At 74.7% G+C, this 17,324-nt stretch carries 16 protein-coding genes and 1 tRNA gene; 8 read left to right on the top strand and 9 right to left on the bottom strand.

From position 1 onward, the window contains the following. Positions 1-154 precede the first annotated feature (154 nt). The 7 genes from ACIRST_RS16795 to ACIRST_RS16765 all read right to left on the bottom strand — a co-directional run bounded on the left by ACIRST_RS16795 (position 155) and on the right by ACIRST_RS16765 (position 7,507). On the bottom strand, positions 155-1,204 hold the full coding sequence (locus ACIRST_RS16795) for a family 2 encapsulin nanocompartment cargo protein polyprenyl transferase (RefSeq protein WP_402802902.1): 1,050 nt from the start codon (positions 1,202-1,204) through the stop codon (positions 155-157). Positions 1,205-1,544: 340 nt separating this feature from the next. After that, a complete protein-coding gene (locus ACIRST_RS16790) occupies positions 1,545-2,966 on the bottom strand; it encodes a family 2B encapsulin nanocompartment shell protein (RefSeq protein WP_402802901.1) in 1,422 nt (473 codons plus the stop codon). A 319-nt stretch (positions 2,967-3,285) separates the two neighbouring features. Further along, positions 3,286-3,831 carry a methylated-DNA--[protein]-cysteine S-methyltransferase gene (locus ACIRST_RS16785; protein ID WP_350521660.1) on the bottom strand — a complete coding sequence of 182 codons (546 nt, stop codon included), beginning with the start codon at positions 3,829-3,831 and terminating at the stop codon, positions 3,286-3,288. Between the two features lie 119 nt (positions 3,832-3,950). Further along, positions 3,951-4,184, bottom strand: coding sequence for a hypothetical protein (locus ACIRST_RS16780; RefSeq protein ID WP_350521661.1), 234 nt, complete (start codon positions 4,182-4,184; stop codon positions 3,951-3,953). Positions 4,185-4,601: 417 nt separating this feature from the next. Next, positions 4,602-5,435, bottom strand: a complete 834-nt coding sequence (locus tag ACIRST_RS16775; RefSeq protein ID WP_402802900.1) for a serine/threonine-protein kinase — start codon at positions 5,433-5,435, stop codon at positions 4,602-4,604. Next, positions 5,432-7,303: an ABC transporter ATP-binding protein gene (locus ACIRST_RS16770; protein WP_402802899.1), complete on the bottom strand. Its 1,872-nt coding sequence runs from the start codon at positions 7,301-7,303 to the stop codon at positions 5,432-5,434. The genes ACIRST_RS16775 and ACIRST_RS16770 overlap by 4 nt, the downstream gene beginning before the upstream one ends. Positions 7,304-7,372: 69 nt before the next feature. Next, positions 7,373-7,507: a hypothetical protein gene (locus ACIRST_RS16765; RefSeq protein WP_350521665.1), complete on the bottom strand. Its 135-nt coding sequence runs from the start codon at positions 7,505-7,507 to the stop codon at positions 7,373-7,375. A 385-nt stretch (positions 7,508-7,892) separates the two neighbouring features. Here ACIRST_RS16765 and ACIRST_RS16760 point away from each other — a divergent pair, with 385 nt between their 5' ends. The 5 genes from ACIRST_RS16760 (at position 7,893) to ACIRST_RS16740 (ending at position 12,336) form a co-directional block, all read left to right on the top strand. Further along, positions 7,893-8,354: a hypothetical protein gene (locus ACIRST_RS16760; protein ID WP_350521666.1), complete on the top strand. Its 462-nt coding sequence runs from the start codon at positions 7,893-7,895 to the stop codon at positions 8,352-8,354. Positions 8,355-8,706: 352 nt separating this feature from the next. Further along, a complete protein-coding gene (locus tag ACIRST_RS16755; RefSeq protein ID WP_402802898.1) occupies positions 8,707-9,300 on the top strand; it encodes a class F sortase in 594 nt (197 codons plus the stop codon). A 170-nt stretch (positions 9,301-9,470) separates the two neighbouring features. Further along, positions 9,471-10,340 carry a hypothetical protein gene (locus ACIRST_RS16750; RefSeq protein ID WP_402802897.1) on the top strand — a complete coding sequence of 290 codons (870 nt, stop codon included), beginning with the start codon at positions 9,471-9,473 and terminating at the stop codon, positions 10,338-10,340. After that, positions 10,337-11,134 carry a response regulator gene (locus ACIRST_RS16745; protein WP_402802896.1) on the top strand — a complete coding sequence of 266 codons (798 nt, stop codon included), beginning with the start codon at positions 10,337-10,339 and terminating at the stop codon, positions 11,132-11,134. The genes ACIRST_RS16750 and ACIRST_RS16745 overlap by 4 nt, the downstream gene beginning before the upstream one ends. Beyond that, positions 11,131-12,336, top strand: coding sequence for a sensor histidine kinase (locus tag ACIRST_RS16740; protein ID WP_402802895.1), 1,206 nt, complete (start codon positions 11,131-11,133; stop codon positions 12,334-12,336). Before ACIRST_RS16745 ends, ACIRST_RS16740 begins: the two co-directional genes overlap by 4 nt. 65 nt (positions 12,337-12,401) lie before the next feature. On the opposite strand, the gene ACIRST_RS16735 is transcribed toward ACIRST_RS16740, so the two are convergent. Continuing rightward, positions 12,402-12,475: transfer RNA gene (locus tag ACIRST_RS16735), tRNA-Thr, on the bottom strand. A gap of 282 nt (positions 12,476-12,757) precedes the next feature. Between ACIRST_RS16735 and ACIRST_RS16730 the strand changes: the two genes are divergently transcribed. The 3 genes from ACIRST_RS16730 to ACIRST_RS16720 all read left to right on the top strand — a co-directional run bounded on the left by ACIRST_RS16730 (position 12,758) and on the right by ACIRST_RS16720 (position 15,536). After that, a complete protein-coding gene (locus tag ACIRST_RS16730) occupies positions 12,758-13,855 on the top strand; it encodes a sn-glycerol-3-phosphate ABC transporter ATP-binding protein UgpC (RefSeq protein ID WP_350521671.1) in 1,098 nt (365 codons plus the stop codon). 263 nt (positions 13,856-14,118) lie between these two features. After that, positions 14,119-14,574, top strand: a complete 456-nt coding sequence (locus ACIRST_RS16725; RefSeq protein ID WP_350521672.1) for a hypothetical protein — start codon at positions 14,119-14,121, stop codon at positions 14,572-14,574. A gap of 260 nt (positions 14,575-14,834) precedes the next feature. Beyond that, positions 14,835-15,536 carry an NDP-sugar synthase gene (locus ACIRST_RS16720; protein ID WP_402802905.1) on the top strand — a complete coding sequence of 234 codons (702 nt, stop codon included), beginning with the start codon at positions 14,835-14,837 and terminating at the stop codon, positions 15,534-15,536. Positions 15,537-15,675: 139 nt separating this feature from the next. Here ACIRST_RS16720 and ACIRST_RS16715 read toward each other — a convergent pair whose 3' ends face one another. Next, positions 15,676-17,265, bottom strand: a complete 1,590-nt coding sequence (locus ACIRST_RS16715) for a DoxX family membrane protein (protein WP_350521674.1) — start codon at positions 17,263-17,265, stop codon at positions 15,676-15,678. Positions 17,266-17,324: the final 59 nt, after the last annotated feature.

Genomic DNA, 17,324 nt, shown 5'->3' with positions numbered 1-17,324 from the left:
ACTGATCGCCGCCGGCGGCGCCTACGCCCGCCTCTACCAGGCGCAGTTCGCCGAAGCCGTGGCCGAGGTCGACTGACCCGGCACCACCCGGCGGGGGGGGGGGGGGGGGGGGCCCCCCCCCCCCCCCCCCCCCCCCCCCCCCCCGACGGCGCCCTCAGTGCGTCCGGCGCGTGACCAGCTCGGCGAGCGCCAGCAGTTCGTCGGCCGCGGACGGCTCCGGTACGGCGGCGGCCAGCTGCGCCATCGCCGCGGCCATCCGCTCGCAGGACTGCCCCTGCGCCCACCCGCGCCCACCGGCCCCCTCGACGGCCGCCGCACACTGCGCCAACTCGTCCTGACTCAGGGGACGTTCGAGCGCGTACAGCTCAGCCAGCCGCGCACCGTCGACGGTCCCGGAGCCCAGCGCGGCGACCACCGGCAGCGACTTCTTCCGGGCGACCAGGTCCGCGCCGACCGGCTTGCCGGTCACGGCAGGGTCCCCCCAGATGCCGATCAGGTCGTCGATCAGCTGGAACGCCAGGCCGATCTCCCGGCCGAAGCCGTCCATCGCCTGCGCCGCCTCCTCGGACGCGCCGCCGTACAGGGCGCCGATCGCGCAGGCGGCGCCGAGCAGGGCACCGGTCTTGGCCTCCGCCATCGCCAGGCACTCGGGCAGCGAGACGTCGTTTCGCTGTTCGAAGGCGCAGTCGATCTGCTGGCCCTCGCAGAGCTCGACCACGCAGTCGGCGAGCCGGCGGATCGAGCCGTGGGCGGCGGGGTGGGTGTCCTCGGCGAGCAGCCGCAGGGCGAGGGAGTGCATGGCGTCGCCGGCCAGGATGGCCTCGGTGGTGCCGAACACCCGCCAGGCGGTGGGCCGGTGGCGCCGGGTGTCGTCCCGGTCGATGACGTCGTCGTGGAGCAGGGTGAAGTTGTGCACCAGCTCCACCGCAGCGGCCGCGGCGGCGGCCTCGCCGGGCGTACCGCCCAGAGCCTGCGTGGCGGCGAGGACCATGGCCGGGCGGATCGCCTTGCCGGCGGAGGCGGTGGCGGGCGTGCCGTCCGCCTCCCACCAGCCGAAGTGGTAGCCGGCGACCTTGCGCATCGTGCCGGGCAGCGAGTCGACGGCGGCCCGCATGACCGGGTCGACCAGCGCGCGGGCGCGGGCCAGGATGTCGGCCGCCTCCTGTCCCTCTTTGTGGTCCCGCTCCAGCGTGGGACTCGTCATGGGTCTCCCCCTTCTTGGCGCCTGTCGTGGAATGGCCCGGCGCGGACGGGCCGGGGTCGCACTGCGGGTGTCGGCGGCGGCCGACTCGGTGGCCGCGCACGGCGCGGGCGGCACGGGCGGCACGGGCCCGGGCGTCCCCGGACGCACCCGGACGCACCCGGACGTATGCGGGACGTCCCCGGACGCACGCGAATGTACGCGGGACGCACCCGGAGCTAAGCGGGCCGCGCCCGGGCGCGGCCGAACTGCGCCGCGACGCGCGAGGGCACGCCGCCGGCCGGGGTGCAGCGGGCGCCCCCGGCCGGACGGCGCGGATCTCCGATCGGCCCCGCCGGAGCCGTCAGTGCTGCGCGATGTCCACGTTCTCCAGGACGCCGACCGCGTCCGGCACCAGGATCGCGGCGGAGTAGTAGGCGGTCACCAGGTAGGAAATGATGGCCTTGTCGTCGATTCCCATGAACCGCACCGAAAGGCTCGGCTGGTATTCGTCCGGAATTCCGGTCTGGTGCAGCCCGATGACACCCTGGTTGTCCTCGCCGATTCGCATCGCGATGATCGAGCTGGTGCTCCCGCCGACGATCGGGATCTTGTTGCACGGGAAGACCGGCACGCCGCGCCAGGACATGACGTGCCGGCCCTCGACCTCGACCGTGCCCGGGTTGATGCCGCGCTTGTTGAGCTCCCGGCCGAAGGCCGCGATGGCCCGGGGGTGGGCCAGGAACATCTTGGTGCTGCGCCGGCGGCTGAGCAGCTCGTCCATGTCGTCCGGGGTGGGCGGGCCGGAGTGGGTCTGGATCCGCTGGTCGTACGCGGCGTTCTCCAGCAGGCCGAACTCGGGGTTGTTGACGAGCTCGTGCTCCTGGCGCTCGCGCAGGGCCTCGATGGTCAGCCGGAGCTGGTGCTCGGTCTGGTTCATCGGCTGGTTGTAGAGGTCGGCGACGCGGCTGTGCACCTTGAGGATGGTCTGCGCGACGCTCAGCTCGTACTCGCGGGGCTTGAGCTCGTAGTCCACGAAGGCGCCGGGCAGCTCGTACTCGCCCTGGTGACCGGAGGAGAGGTCGATCGCGGCCTCGCCGTGCTTGTTCTGCGCCTGCTGGAAGCCGTTCAGGTACTCGATGACCTGCAGCTGCAGCGCCTCGGAGCGGTCGTGCAGCTCCTGGAAGGAGGGCCAGGACAGCGCCATCACGGTGCCGGAGGTCGCGGCGCGGACGGTGTACGGCCAGGTGCCGCCGCCCTGCTGGACCGCCTCGTCACCGAGGTGGTCGCCGTCGGCGAGGGTGCCGACCACCGTCTCATCGCCGTACTTGCCGGTGCCCATCCGGTCGAGCTTGCCGTGCGCGATCACGAACACCTCGGTGATCGGCGTGCCGGCCTCGACCAGGACGTCCCCCGGCTCGACCTCCCGCTGCACGAAGCGCGCGGCCAGCTCCTCCAGCACCGCGTCGTCCTGGAAGCCGCGCAGCACCGGCATCTCGCCGAGCGTCGGCGGGACGATCCGCACCTCGGCGCCGGTCTTGACGAAGCCCACCCGGCCGCGGCCGACCGAGTAGCGCAGGCGGCGGTTGACCCGGTAGGTGCCGCCGGACACCTGCACCCAGGGCAGCTTCCTGAGCAGCCAGCGCGGGCTGATGCCCTGCATCTGCGGCGCGGACTTGGTGGTCGTCGCGAGGTTCCTCGCGCCCGCCGTGCTCAGACTCTGCTGCTGCCGGATCTCCGTCTGCGCGCCCGGCGCAGGAATACCGGCATTGGTTTCGGTCGACATGAGGGGAGCCCTTCGCATACCCGATACCCGATGAAGTGTCGCCTTGCACATTCGTGTTGCAGCTTCATGGTGGGCCCATTCGAGGGCAGCCCGCAATCACTCGTTCGAGTGGTTCGGAATAGCCAAACAAATAGTACGAATAGATCACCTGATCGATATTTGTTCGACTATTTATTCGAACATACCGGGATCCGGCACTCCATCTTCCCCCATCCACCCCCTCACCCGCGCCACCCCTTGACACTCGGAGCAGCGGCGTGGCTGCCTTTCCCCGCACCCCCGCACCCCCACTCCCCCACACCCACTCCCCCTACCCCCGCTACAACGGCCCGTTCCAGTCGAGCGTCGGCTCCAGCACCCCTTCCAGGGTGAGCAGCCAGCGCTTCACCTCGATCCCGACCCGGCCGCCGCCGAAACCGCCGATCCCGTCCGCCGCCACCACCCGGTGACAGGGCACCAGCAGGGGGACGGGGTTGGCGGCCATCATCTGCCCGACCGTCCGGGCGGCCAGACCGGGCTCGGTGACGTCCTCGAACACCCCGCTGCGGGTCGCCAGTTCGCCGTACGTCACGGTCCGGCCGTAGGGCACCTCGCGCCAGAGCGTCTGCAGGACGGCGCGGTGCGGGCCGGAACTCAGGCTCCAGTCGATCGGCAGGCCCAACTCGTGGGTGCGGCCCGCCAGGTAGGCGCCGATCCGCTCGGTGACGGCGGCGATCTTCGATTCGTCGGTGCACGGCGGCGCCTCGCCGTCGTGCCCGCCGTAGCCGGCTGCCGCCACGCCCAGCGGGGTCACCGCGACGTGCATCGGTCCGCTGGGCAGCGGCGTCGGCACGGTCAGCCAGGACATCGACCAGGACTGCGGCACGCTCGGGCCCCCACCCTCCGCCGGACCGGCCGCCGGCCACCCCGGCACCCGGGGGGCGTCCCCGCCCCGCGCGTCATCGTACGGCGGCCGGGCGGCCGGTCGGCGGTGGTCGGCTCCGGTCAGAGCCGTCCCTTCAGCTGGGTGGCGAGTGCCTGGGCCCAGTGCGCCAGCTCGGCGCGGTCGGGGGTGCGGCCCTCGCACAGCAGGGCGAGCTGCGCCTCGTTGATCCGGTTCGGCCCCGGGATCTCCAGCAGGTAGGCCATTTCGGCCAGTACGACGGCGAGCCGTTCGGCGTCCGTGTGGTCCAGGGTGACCGCGGACTCGTGGTGGCTGATGGTGAGCGATCCGGGCATTGGTCGACCTCCTCCGTCACCCCCCGCACCCTCCACGGTACGACCGGGTCGGCCGCCCCGCCCGCCGCGGAGGCGTGCGTGCGCGGGTGGGGCAGCCTGTTGCGCTCCGGGGCCGGCCGGGCGTGGTGCGCGGTGGGCCGCACCTGGGGCCGGGGGTGCGCCCCGGAGCCGTCCGAGGGGTTGGTCAGTACTCCGAGCCCTCCTCCCAGCGGCGGTTCCGTACGGCCGGTATGCCCAACACTACGGCTCCGGCCGCCAGTTGCCAGACTGATCCGAACACGAGTTGCGTGTCCACGCCAAATCGGCTCCCCAGCGGGCCCGCCGGCGCCAGGCCGAGCAGGCCGAGCGGGCCGAGCGCGAAGGACCCGAGCACGCCGAACGAGGTCGCCCGGCCGCCCGGTGCGGATACTCCTCCGACTACTCCTCCGGCCCCTCCTCCGGCGGCGGCACCGCGCGACGCCCGCGGTCGAGCAACTCGTCCAGGGAATCCGCCAGTTGCGGCAGGCTCGGCCGGTCCTCCGGGGCGAGGCGGAGGCAGCCGTCGATGGCGGCGGCGAGGGGGCGCGGGAGGCGGCGGCCACGGGTCACCGGGGGGACGGGGCCGTGCGGCGACGGTCCGGGGAAGGGCTCGGTGCCGGTGGCGGCCTCGTAGAGGGTGACGCCGATGCCCCAGACGTCGGTGGCCGCCGTGAGCAGACCGCCGGAGGCCTGCTCGGGGGCGAGGTAGCCGTCCGTGCCGATACCGGGCGTGCCCGGCCCCGGTGGCCGGGCGATGCTGAGGTCGAGCACCTTGGCGTGGCGGCAGTCGATCACGATGTTGGAGGGCTTGAGGTCGAGGTGCAGCAGGCCCTGCCGGTGCAGGTAGCGGGTCGCCGAGCAGAGGTGCAGCCCGAGCACCGCCAGGTCGGTGGCGGCCGGCCGGCGCGGTCGGGTGTCCAGCAGGTGGGCGAGGGTCTCGCCGGTGAGGGTTTCGAGCACCGCGTACGGCTGCGGGCGCTCGCCCGTGCCGTAGCCGCGCACCAGGTGCGGGTGGGTGAACTCGGCCAGCCAACGGCCCTCGCGGAGCAGGCGCTCGCGCAGCCGGCGTTCGCGGCGGCGGTCGGGCCGGAGCACCTTGACCACGCAGCGGCAGTCCCGCTCCTCGCTCCAGCAGTCGTACACGTCGAGCCAGCCGGTGCGGCACAGGTGCGCCAGGACCTGGTAGCCGGGGGCGATGGGCGCACCCGGGGGAAGCGGCTGACGGGTGCTCATCGGGGCACCTCCTGGAGCGGTGGGTGGTGCAGCCGGTCGAGCCGGGCGTAGCCGTCGTCGGCGGCCAGCAGCTCGCGGTGGGTGCCGCAGGCGGCGACGCAGCCGCCGCGGAGCAGCACGATCCGGTCCGCCTTCCGTACGGTCAGCAGGTCGTGCGAGATGATGATCGTCGTCCGACCGCTCATCAGCCGCCCGAGCGGCTCCAGGATCCGCCGCCCCGACTCCACGTCCAGCCCGGTCGTCGGCTCGTCCAGCAGCAGGACGGGCGCGTCCCGGACCATCGCGCGGGCGATGGCGATCCGCTGCCGCTGCCCGCCGGAGAGCAGGCCGCCCTGCCGGCCCACCAGCGTGTCGTAGCCGTCCGGCAGCCGGCTGACGAACTCGTGGGCGTCCGCCGCCTTCGCGGCCGCGACGACCTGCTCGTCGGTCGCGCCCGGCCGCCCGTAGGCGATGTTCTCCCGGACGGTGCCGTGGATCACCAGGGTCTCCTGCAGCAGGACCCCGATGTGCTCCCGCAGGTCGGCCAGGGCGAATTCGCGCAGGTCGATGCCGTCGAGCCGGACGGCCCCGCGCTCCGGGTCGTAGAAGCGCAGCAGCAGCTTGGCGATCGTCGACTTGCCGGCCCCGCTCTCCCCCACCAGGGCCACCGTCTCGCCCGGTTCGGCGTGGAAGGACGCGTCGAACAGCGCCACCCTGGTCGTGCCCGGGTAGCGGAACCACACCCGGTCGAAGGCCACCGCGCCACGGATCCGGCAGGGGCGCAGCGGCGTCGGCGGGTCGGCCACCTGCGGCCGCTGGTCGAGCAGTTCGATGATCCGCTCGGCGGCGGCCGAGGCCGAGTAGAAACCGTTGCTGAGCCGCGAGATCCCCCGGATCGGGCCGTACAGCCGGCTCAACAGAGCAACGAAGACGAGGAGTTCGCCGAGCGTCAGGCGGCCGCTCGCGAGCTCCCAGGCGCCCAGCCCGAGCACGGTCAGCGCGCCGAACAGTTCCAGCAGCTCGACGATCGGTGCGAACAGCGCCCGCAGCCGGGTCGCGGCCATGGTCGCCCGGAACCGTGCCTGGCTCTCCCGGCGGAACCGCTCCTGCTCCCAGTCCTGCCGGTTGTACGCCTGCACCAGGGCGATGTTCTCCAGGGTCTCCTCGGCGAGCGCGCTCACCGAGCCGCTGCGCCGCCGCCGCTCCCGCGAGGCGGCCTTCACCCGCACCGAGAAGCGCCGCGCGGTGAACCAGAACACCGGCCCGACGACGAGGGCCGCGGCGGCGAGGTCCCACCGCAGGTAGAACAGCACGCCGAGGAAGACGGCGAGCTCGGCGACGTACGCGACCGCGTCGAGGATGCCCGAGAGGAGGAAGGTCTCGACCGCCTCGACGTCCCCGGTCAGCCGCGACAGGACGTCGCCGAGCCGCCGCCGCTCGAAGAAACCCAGCGAGAGGCCCTGCAGGTGTCGGAACACGTCCGTGCGCAGGGCGAGCAGGAAGCGCTCGCTGACCCAGGTGGAGGTCGTCTCGTCGGCGAAGCGCAGGCCCCCTGCCACCAGCGTCAGCCCGGCGTAGCCGAGCGCGACCGGCAGGAACAGCCCGAGCCTGCGCGGCACCAGCACCTCGTCGACGACGACCTTGAACAGCCAGATCGCGGCCGCGTCGACCACCGGCCCGAGCAGGACGAACCCCAGCAACAGGGCCAGCCAGCGCCGACCCCCGCGGGTGTAGGGCCAGAACCGTCCGAAGGTCCGCCGCAGCGGCACGACCGGGGCCTGGTCGACGACCGGGGCCTGGTCGACGACCGGGGCCGCCCGGCCGTCGCCGTCACCCGTGGCGACGGTGCCGGCGGTGCCGACGGCTGTCAGCCGCCGCAGTGACCACACGGGACGAGTCCAGCCCGAGGGAAGTGGCCGGGCCGTTGCCGGCCCGGCCCTGACAGGACGGCGGAGCCGTCAGTGCCGCGAGTTGCTTCCATGACGACGGCGGCGACGACGGTCGTTGGTCTTCGAGGTCCTGGTCTCCTTGCCGGTACCGGTCCGCTTCCGCGGATGCCGCATCGCCGGCACCAGGTTGGCCAGCATGCTCATCACTGCCACCTCTCTGTAGGTCGTTCGATCCCCACCCAGGGATACGCGCCGGCGGACGGGAGCACTCACCGGCCGTCGATGCGATTCGGCGGCCTTCGCGAACCGGACGTGACGGGACGGCCGGCGGCCGTTACACACCCGATGGGCCGCCGTGACACGACCGGCCGAGGACCGCGACACGGCCCTCCTACCGTCACTGTCGACGCCCCGGCCGAACGGGCCGACCGAACCAGCGGGGCCGGACCTGCCGGTCCCCGGCACCGGCACCCGGCCCACCGGCCGGAGGGCGTCCGCGACGAGGACGTGCGCGTCCGGCGCCGACCGCGAACGTCCTCGGCCACGAGCGCGACCGACGTACCCCACCGATGCAGATGGAGAACACCGCATGAGCAGGAGCCGTACCGACCGCACGCCCGCCCGCCGTGTCCTGGCGGCCTGCGCCCTGACCGGCGCCGCGCTGCTGGCCGCCGTCACCGGCGGCCAGGCCTGGGCCGACGGCGCGCCGAAGACCGCCACGCCCACCCCGGGCGTCGTTGCCTCGCCGGCTGCGGCCGCCGTGCCGACCGCCACCCCGGCACCGGCCGACCCGAAGGCTCCGGCCCCCGTCGCCACCCCCTCCCCGGCCCGCGGCGCGGAGTCCCCGAAGGCCGTGCCCGCTCCGCAGGCCCCCAACGGCACCCAGCCGCAGGTCCGCGAGGTGCCGAAGGGCGCCGCGCAGGCCGGCGACGGCTCCGGTGCCACCGACGGCTCCGGCCTGATGCTCGCCGGCGGCGGCGCCGTCGCGGCCATCGGGGCCGGGGCGCTGGGCTTCGCCGTCCTGCGCCGCCGCTCCGGTGCGCGCGGCTGAGACCGGTCCCGAGTCCGCCGGGCACCCCGGCGCCGTCCCCCCGCATCCGGCCGGTCGGGGGGACGGCGCCGGGGCCGCCCCCGCGGCGGGGACCGGCAGCCGCGACCTCGCCGGGGCCGGGCAGGCGGCCCGCGGCGGAGCCGGGCGCGGCCGCGCACGCGGACACGGAGACCGACACGAAGACCCTCGCGGAGACCGGCACGCAGAGCAGCGTGCAGACCCGCGCGCAGACCGGCGCGAAGACCCGCGCGACGTACGGCACAGGCGCGCACGCGGGCGGCGCCGCGCCGCCCGACCCGCTCCGAGCGCCCTGCGCCGTACGGCCTTCGGCACGGCGGGACTGCTCTGCCTGGTGCTGGGCGCGTCGCTGGCCCTGTCCGGCCGGGAGACCCCGGTGGTGCGGATCGAGGCCTCCGGCCACGGCAGCACCGACACCGCACCGACGGCGCCCGCCACCGGGACCGCCGCGACGCCCGCCGCCACCGCCCCGAAGCCCCTCGCACCCTCGCCCCCGACCCGCCTGCTGATCCCCACCGCCGGGGTGGACGCGCCGGTGGCCGACCTCGGTCTGAACGCCGACGGTACGGTCCAGGTGCCGCCGGCCGACCGCGGCGACGAGGTCGGCTGGTACCGCAACGGCCCCACCCCTGGCGAGACCGGGCCCGCCGTCCTGATCGGGCACTACGACACCGTGCACGGCCCGGCGGTCTTCCGGCAGCTGCCGAAGCTGCGGCCCGGCGACCCGATCCACGTCCGGCGGGCGGACGGCAGCACCGCGGACTTCAAGGTGCGGACGCTGCTCCAGGCCGCCAAGGACAGCTTCCCCACCGAGCAGGTCTACGGCGACACGCCCGCCCCCGCGCTGCGGGTGATCACCTGCGGCGGGCGGATCGGTTCGGACGGCCACTGGACGGACAACATCATCGTGCTGGCGGACCCGGCCTGACCCACGCCGGGGCCCGGCCACCCCGGCCACCCCGCCGGGGCCCGGCCACCCCGTCGGGGCCTTCCGCCCCGTCCGGAACCGCCGGCCGCCGTCCGGGCGACCTACCAGCAGGACGGCCACGGGGGCGACGAACGGCACCGCGCCGCAGACCAGGAGGACGAGCACCGACCGTGGCAGCAACACCCCCACCCCGCCGCCGGCCCGGCGCCGTCCCCGTGGCGGCCCTGGCCGGCCTGGCCGTCCTCCTCGCCCTCGCCGCCCTGGCGTTCGGCCGGGCCACCCCCGGTGACCTGCAGGACCACGGCCCGGCCCGGACCGTCACGCGGCCGCCCGTCCCCCGGCCGCTCTGGCCGAACCTCGCCGCCTCACCGGCGCCGGCTCCGTCCCCCGCCGGGACCGGCGGCACCGCCCAGGCGCCGCAGCCCATACCGGACCTGACCGTCCCCGGGCGCGACATCACCGCGGTCGACGTCCGCACCGTCCTCGCCAAGGACCCGTCGCTGAGCCGGGAGGAGCGCCAGGCGCTCGACTCCTGCACCGGGTGCGAGGTCCGCGCCCCCGAGTTCCGCGACCTCACCGGCGACGGCCGGCTCTCGATGATCACCACCGTCGTCACGCCCGGGCCGGTGGTGCTGCACGTCTACACCCTCGCCCTCGCCGAGGACCGCCTCCTGCCCGTCCTGCGGGTGCAGGTCCAGTCGGCCTTCAGGGCCGAGACCATCGGCTCCGACCTGTGGCTGTACGAGTCGACCAGCCTCTACGTCCGCACCAGCAGCAACTACCACTGGGACGGGCTCCGGCTCGTCCTGCAGGAGCGGAAGGACGTGGGGCTCGGCGTGCTGCCGCCCACCGGCGCCGACCCCGCCCCGCCCACCGCCACCCCCAAGTCCGCCGCGTCCCCGGCCGTCGGCCCCCGTCCGACCGGATCGCCGGAACCGGCCCCCGGCGCGGCCGTCCCGTCCCCGCGCGCACCCCGGACGACCGCCCAGCCCACCGCCCAGCCCTCCGCCCCCGCCGTGTCCCCGGAGCCGAAGCGATGATCCCCGCCGCCACCACGCCCGCGCACCCGCACATCCTCCTGGTCGAGGACGACGAGGTGATCCGGGAGGCCACCCGGATGGCCCTGGAGCGCTACGGCTTCCCGGTCACCACGGCCGCCGACGGCCTGGAGGGGCTGGAGGCCTTCCACGCCGTCCGGCCCGACCTGCTCCTGCTGGACGTCATGCTGCCGCTGCTCGACGGGGTCGGCCTCTGCCGCCGGATCCGCGAGGAGAGCCAGCTGCCGATCCTGATGATGTCGGCGCGCACCGACCCGGTGGACGTGGTCTCCGGCCTGGAGGCCGGCGCGGACGACTACGTCGTCAAGCCCTTCGAGAGCGCCGTCCTGGTCGCCCGGATCCGGACGGTGCTGCGCCGCATCCGCGTCGTCCCGGCGACCGACGCGCCACCCGCCCCGGCTGCGCCGTCCGCGGACGCACCGCCGGCCCCGCCCGCCGCCCACGCACCGCTGCCGCCGGACGCCGCGGTGCCCGCGCCCTCCACCGCCGTCCGCACCTTCGACGGGCTGCTGGTGGACACCGACAGCATGGAGGTACGGGTGGACGGCCGCCTCGTCCCGCTCACCCCCACCGAACTGCGGCTGCTGCTGGAGTTCACCGCCGCGCCCGGCATCGTGCTGGAGCGCTCCACCCTGCTCGAACGGGTCTGGGACTACGAGTGGGGCGCCGACACCCGGGTCGTGGACGTCCACGTGCAGCGGCTGCGCGCCAAGATCGGCTCCGGCCGGATCGAGACCGTCCGCGGTTTCGGCTACAAGCTGCGGCGCCCCGCATGACCCTGCGCCGCCAGATCGCCACCGCCGTCGCCGCCATCTCCGTCCTGGTCGCCGTGGCCGTCGGTCTGCTGGTCCACCAGGCGATGATCCGTCAGCACGTCGACCAGGCCCGCGCCGCCGCGCTCACCGCCCTCGACTCGGCCCTGACCGGCTACGCCGACAACCGCGAGGTGGCCGACCGGGCCGCCGCGACCGACGACCCCGCCCTCCCCGACCGGCTGCGCACCCTGGCCCGCAGCGGCCGGCAGGGCACGCTGCTCGCGGCCGACGGGACGGGCGAATCGATGTGGGCGGCCGGCCCGGTCCCGGACGGAGTGGTCTCCGTACGGGTGGACTTCACCCAGGACCGGCAGGCCATCGCCGACCTGGACCGGATCATCCTGCTCACCGTCGTCGCCGCGGTCTTCACCACCGTGCTGGCCGGCGTCCTCGTCGCGGACCGGATCAGCCGCCGCCTGCGCACGGCCGCCACCGCCGCCCGGGGCATCGCCGCCGGCGGGACGGACACCCGGATCGGCGAACTCGTCGACGGCAAGGACGAGGTCGCCGACCTCGCCGCCGCCGTCGACCTGATGTCCCGCACCCTGCACCGCCGTCTGGCCGACGAGCAGCGCTTCACCGCGGACGTCGCCCACGAGCTGCGCACCCCGCTCACCGGCCTGGTCACCGCCGCCGAACTGCTGCCGCCCGGCCGCCCCACCCAGCTCGTCCAGAACCGGGTCCAGGCCCTGCGCGTCCTGGTCGAGGACCTCCTGGAGGTCTCCCGCCTGGACGCCGACGCCGAGTCCCCCGACCTCGCCGCCGTCCCCCTGGAACGCGCCGTGCGCCGAACCGTCTCCCTCACCGGACTGGACGTCACCGTCGAGGTCACCGCCGACCGGCAGGTCCGCACCGACCTGCGCCGGCTGGACCGCATCCTCGGCAACCTGCTCCTCAACGCCCACCGCCACGGCGCCGCCCCCGTCCACCTCCGCGTCGACGGCCCCCGCATCACCGTCCGCGACCACGGCCCCGGCTACCCCGACGACCTGCTCCGGCACGGCCCCCAGCGCTTCCGCACCAACGTCCCCGAACGCGGCCGCGGCCACGGCCTCGGCCTCACCATCGCCACCGGCCACGCCCGCGTCATCGGCGCCACCCTCACCTTCACCAACCACCCCACCGGCGGCGCCCTCGCCACCCTCACCCTCCCGCCCGACTGACACCCCCTCCCCCGAACGCCGAAGGGCCGGCCCGACAACACGTCGGACCGGCCCTTCCCACACGGAGCCCCCTGTCGGGTTCGAACCGACGACCCCCGCTTTACAAGAGCGGTGCTCTGGCCAGCTGAGCTAAGGAGGCACGGTGGCCGTCCGCGAGGTATCACGGCGGCACCGGGGGCAGTCTACCGGGCCGGGGTGGCGGGGTGGTGGGATATCCGGGGGTTGGTGGGGCGGGACGGGCGTGATGGAACCGATGCCGAAATCGGGCCGGTGGGGGCTGACAAGCCGCGGAACCGCAGGTAGCGTCGCCGGGAGTCGGCTTCGTGTAGTGGTTCAGACCACTGACGGGACGACGGACAACTACACCCCCCTTTACTCGGATCGTCCGGCACGTTCCTGCCGGTGAAGGAGAGCAACAACCATGGCTTCTGTCACGTACGACCAGGCGACCCGTATCTACCCCGGGGCCGACAAGCCCTCGGTGGACGCGCTGGACCTGGAGATCGCGGACGGCGAGTTCCTCGTGCTGGTCGGCCCCTCGGGCTGCGGCAAGTCGACCAGCCTGCGCATGCTGGCCGGTCTGGAGGACGTCAACAGCGGCGCGATCCGGATCGGTGACCGGGACGTCACGCACCTGCCGCCGAAGGACCGGGACATCGCGATGGTGTTCCAGAACTACGCGCTCTACCCGCACATGACCGTCGCGGAGAACATGGGCTTCGCGCTCAAGATCGCCGGCGTGAACAAGTCGGAGATCCGCACCAAGGTCGAGGAGGCCGCGAAGATCCTCGACCTCACCGAGTACCTGGACCGCAAGCCGAAGGCGCTCTCCGGCGGTCAGCGCCAGCGCGTCGCGATGGGCCGCGCGATCGTCCGCCAGCCGCAGGTCTTCCTGATGGACGAGCCGCTGTCGAACCTGGACGCCAAGCTCCGCGTCTCGACCCGTACCCAGATCGCCGGTCTGCAGCGCCGCCTGGGCATCACCACGGTGTACGTCACCCACGACCAGACCGAGGCGCTCACCATGGGCGACCGGGTCGCGGTGCTCAAGGACGGTCTGCTGCAGCAGGTCGACACCCCGCGCAACATGTACGACAAGCCCGCCAACCTGTTCGTGGCCGGCTTCATCGGCTCGCCGGCCATGAACCTGGTCGAGGTGCCGCTGGTGGACGGCGGCGTGAAGTTCGGCGGCTCGGTCGTCAACATCTCGCGCGAGAACCTGGCCGGCGCCGGCACCGACAAGACGGTGACCGTCGGCATCCGCCCCGAGCACTTCGAGATCGTCCCCTCGGGCGGCATCGAGGGCGTCGCGGTGACCGTGAACGTGGTCGAGGAGCTCGGCTCGGACGGCTTCGTCTACGGCACCACCAAGATCGGCGGCGAGGACAAGGAGCTGGTCGTCCGCGTCCCCGGCCGCCAGATCCCGGCCCGCGGCGAGACCGTCCACGTGGTGCCGATCGCCAACGAGGTCCACGTCTTCGCGACCAGCACCGGCAAGCGCCTGAGCGTCTGCGACTGACGCAGCCCAGCCCAGCCCAGCCCGCGAGCGGACGCCACGCACGAACGCAACGAGCGAACGCAACGAGCGAACGCAGCGAGCGGACCCCGCAAGCGAGCGATCAGCGAGCGAACCCATCGGAGCCCGTCGGACCCTCCCCGGTCCGGCGGGCTCCGCCCGTACCCCCCGGCGTCAACACGGCGCGGGGACGAACCCGGACACCGTGTCACTCGATGGTGTAACGGAGGGCGATCCACCCCGTACCCACCGCTACTCTCCTGAGGGTGAAGCAGCTTGTGCGCCGTATCGGCCAGACCTTCGCCCTGACCCTGCCGGTCGTCCTGGTGACCACCGGCACCCTCGCCGTGACCCGGGTCCCGTGGGCCCCGCCGACCGGGCTCGACCAGCAGGTCGTGGCGGCGTCCAGCGGCGACGGCGCCGGGATCGGGCGCTCCGACAGCGCGGCCGCCACCGCGGCCAAGCCCGCCGACGGGCTCGCCCCGCAGGAGTCCCTGCGGGTGGTCCTGCTGGACGAACTGCGGGCGAAGAACCCGTCCGCCGCGCTGGACCTGCTGGAGCGCTCGATGCGCGAGCAGCCCTCGTTGACGCCGTACTGCACCTCGCTGGCCACCGAGTTGGGCAAGGCCGCGGTGCGCAAGTACCAGGGCGACGTCCAGCGGGCCCGCTCCTTCGCCCGTCCGGTCTGCGACGGGGCGTTCGCGGCGGGTGTGACGGGCTGACGCTCGCCGGTCCGTGGCCGGGGCGGCGGGCCTATCGTTCAGACATGACCGCTGACTCCGGCCCCACCGCCGACCCCGCGTCCCCCAACTCCCGGCTGTCCCAAGGCACCTCACCCTCCGAGGGCTCCGCGGACGCCCCGGACGCCCCGGACGCCCCGGGCTCCGGGGGCTCCCCGGGCTCCCCGAGCGCTCCGCAGCCCCAGGGCTCCCCGCAGTCCCTCCCGCCCCGGCCGACCTCGACGCCGGTCACCCAGGCCGTCATCCTGGCCGGCGGCCAGGGCTCCCGGCTGCGCCCCTACACGGACGACCGCCCGAAGCCGCTGGTCGAGATCCCGGGCACCGGCACGCCGATCCTCGGCCACCAGCTGGCCTGGCTGGCCGAGGAGGGCGTCACCGACGTGGTGATCTCCTGCGGGCACCTCGCCGACGTGCTGGAGGAGTGGCTGGGCAAGGCGGACCTGCCGCTGCGGGTGCGTACGGTGGTCGAGGCGGAGCCGCTCGGGCGCGGCGGCGGGCTCAAGTACGCGGCCAGGGCGCTGCCCCGCCCGGACGAGCCCTGGTACGCCACCAACGGCGACATCTGGACCCGCTTCAGCCTGCGTGAGATGGCCGCCTTCCACCACGAGCGGGACGCCGTCGCGACGCTCGCGCTGGCCCGGCCGCGGATCCCGTGGGGCGCCGTGGAGACCGACCAGTTCGGCAACGTGCTGGACTTCATCGAGGCGCCGCCCTCGCCCTTCCTGATCAACGCCGGCCTGTACGTGTTCAGCCCGGAGTTCGCCGAGCTGCTGCCGGACGTGGGCGACCACGAGCGCACCACGTTCCCCCAACTCGCCCGCGGCAAGCGGCTGGCGGGCTACCAGCTGCCGCAGGGCGTGTACTGGCGCGCGATCGACACCGCCAAGGACCTCACCGAGGCGGCCAAGGAGCTCGCCGCCGGCGCCGGCCGCACACCCCAGTAGCGGCCGAAGCCCAGGGGCCGCCGCACCATCGGCAGCCACAACACCGACGGCGACTGCAGCACCGACCACGGCGCCGGGAAACGCCGGTCGGCCGGGTGCTCCCCCACGGAGCCCCCGGCCGACCGGCGCGTCAGCGGCCTCAGGTCGCCGTCGGCGCCCCCGGACGGGAGGCGCGGCCGTCGCCCGACAGGTCGGCCAGCGGCGCGCTGCCCAGCACCCCGCCGAGCAGCCCGGGGCCGGAGCTCGGGCTGGTCTTGGGCGCCGAGCCCGAGCCGCCGGGGCCCGGGGTGCTGCGCTGGGCGGGCGCGGAGCCGCCCGCCCCGGCGGACGGGGCGCCGGTCGCCGGGGCGGAGCCCCCGCCGGTCTCCGACTTGCCGGAGTGTCCCTTGCCGCTCGGCGTCGGGGTGGCCGGCTTGGAGGTCGGCGCGGTGGACGGGGTGGTCGCGCTCGGCGTCGGGGTGGCCGGGCGCGGGGCGGCGGGCGAGGGCGTGGTGGACGGCCCCTTGCCGGCCGGGGCACCGGACGGACTGCCGGACGGCCACACCGGGGTGCCGTAGTCGGTGGCCGGGCGGGTCGGCGCCTCGTGCGCGCGGGCGCCGGTGCGGACGGCGGCGCCGAGCATCGAGCCGAGCAGCAGGGTCAGGCCGACGACGACCGTGGTGACCATCGCGCCCCGGCGCAGCACCCGGCGGCGCAGCGCCCCGGAGGCGTCCGCGCCGAACCGCCGCCAGGCCTCCAGGTTGAGCCGGCCGTCCAGCGAGGCGAACGGCGCCCCGGCGATCAGCAGCGGGCTCCAGGCCGCGAGGAAGATCAGGTCGGGCGTGTCGTAGACCGGTACGGCCCGCCAGCTGACGGTGAACAGCAGCGCGGCGGAGAGCACCATCGCGGCCCCGGCCGCGAGCCGCTGCCAGAGGCCGAGGACGGTCAGCACGCCGACCACGATCTCGGTGAACGAGACGACCAGGCCGGCCCCCACCGGGTGCGCCATGGCGAAGGCCAGGAGCGGCTCGGCGACCTTCCAGGGGTGCAGCGAGGACAGCCAGCGCATCATCGAGCCGCGCTCGCCGCCGTCGAAGTACACCGGGTCGCACAGCTTGCTGAACCCGGCGTAGACCGAGAGCGAGCCGAGGACGGCGCGCAGCGGCAGCAGCACCAGGCCGAGGTCGACCCGGCGGCCCGGGTACCAGGGCTGCCGGCCCTCGGCGTCGGCGGCGGAGACCTCGGGCAGCTCGCCGCTCGGGGTCCAGCCGTGCGGCTCGCCGACCGGGCCGACGCCGGCGTCGGTGGCGGTGCCGTTGCCCTCCCGGGGCTGGCGCGGGACGGTCCGGGCGCCGGCCAGGGACGGGATCACCTGGGTGTCCGCCTCGGCCAGGCCGACGCCGCCGCGCCCCGGCGCTCCGCCGTGGCGCACGGCCTCCAGCAGTTGGGTGGCCGCGAGGTCCCCGGGGGGCGCCTGGCCGGTCCAGGTGACGGCGGTGACCCGGCCCTTGCGGCGCTGTGCGCCACCGGCCACGGCCCCGGCCAGCGCCGGGACGGCGGAGGCGGGCACGACGACCTGCGGGGTGACCAGCGGACGGCGGATCAGGCCCTGGTTGGCGTACGGGTCGCCGAACGCGGCGCCGGTGGACAGCAGTCCGACCGGTGCATCGATCAGCGGCGCCACCGGCGCGCCGAGCCGGAGCCGGAAGCTCGCCTGGGTGCTGCTGAGCCGCGCGGGGTCCGACTCCACCTTGACCGTGTTGAGACCGGGGCCCGCGTCTATCCCGGTACTGCCGCCGCCGAACAGGG

The sequence above is a fragment of the Kitasatospora sp. NPDC101447 genome (assembly GCF_044767225.1).
Classification (GTDB): domain Bacteria; phylum Actinomycetota; class Actinomycetes; order Streptomycetales; family Streptomycetaceae; genus Kitasatospora.
Note: the sequence above shows the minus strand (reverse complement) of the source record. Positions and strands in the feature narration are given on the sequence as shown.

Excerpts from the sequence above, each read along its gene's own strand:
- ACIRST_RS16790 (WP_402802901.1), bottom strand. The coding sequence starts at position 2,966 with ATGTCGACCGAAACCAATGCCGGTATTCCTGCGCCGGGCGCGCAGACG.
- ACIRST_RS16795 (WP_402802902.1), bottom strand. The coding sequence starts at position 1,204 with ATGACGAGTCCCACGCTGGAGCGGGACCACAAAGAGGGACAGGAGGCG.
- ACIRST_RS16760 (WP_350521666.1), top strand. The coding sequence starts at position 7,893 with ATGAGCAGGAGCCGTACCGACCGCACGCCCGCCCGCCGTGTCCTGGCG.
- ACIRST_RS16775 (WP_402802900.1), bottom strand. The coding sequence starts at position 5,435 with ATGAGCACCCGTCAGCCGCTTCCCCCGGGTGCGCCCATCGCCCCCGGC.
- ACIRST_RS16780 (WP_350521661.1), bottom strand. The coding sequence starts at position 4,184 with ATGCCCGGATCGCTCACCATCAGCCACCACGAGTCCGCGGTCACCCTG.
- ACIRST_RS16730 (WP_350521671.1), top strand. The coding sequence starts at position 12,758 with ATGGCTTCTGTCACGTACGACCAGGCGACCCGTATCTACCCCGGGGCC.
- ACIRST_RS16745 (WP_402802896.1), top strand. The coding sequence starts at position 10,337 with ATGATCCCCGCCGCCACCACGCCCGCGCACCCGCACATCCTCCTGGTC.
- ACIRST_RS16740 (WP_402802895.1), top strand. The coding sequence starts at position 11,131 with ATGACCCTGCGCCGCCAGATCGCCACCGCCGTCGCCGCCATCTCCGTC.
- ACIRST_RS16765 (WP_350521665.1), bottom strand. The coding sequence starts at position 7,507 with ATGAGCATGCTGGCCAACCTGGTGCCGGCGATGCGGCATCCGCGGAAG.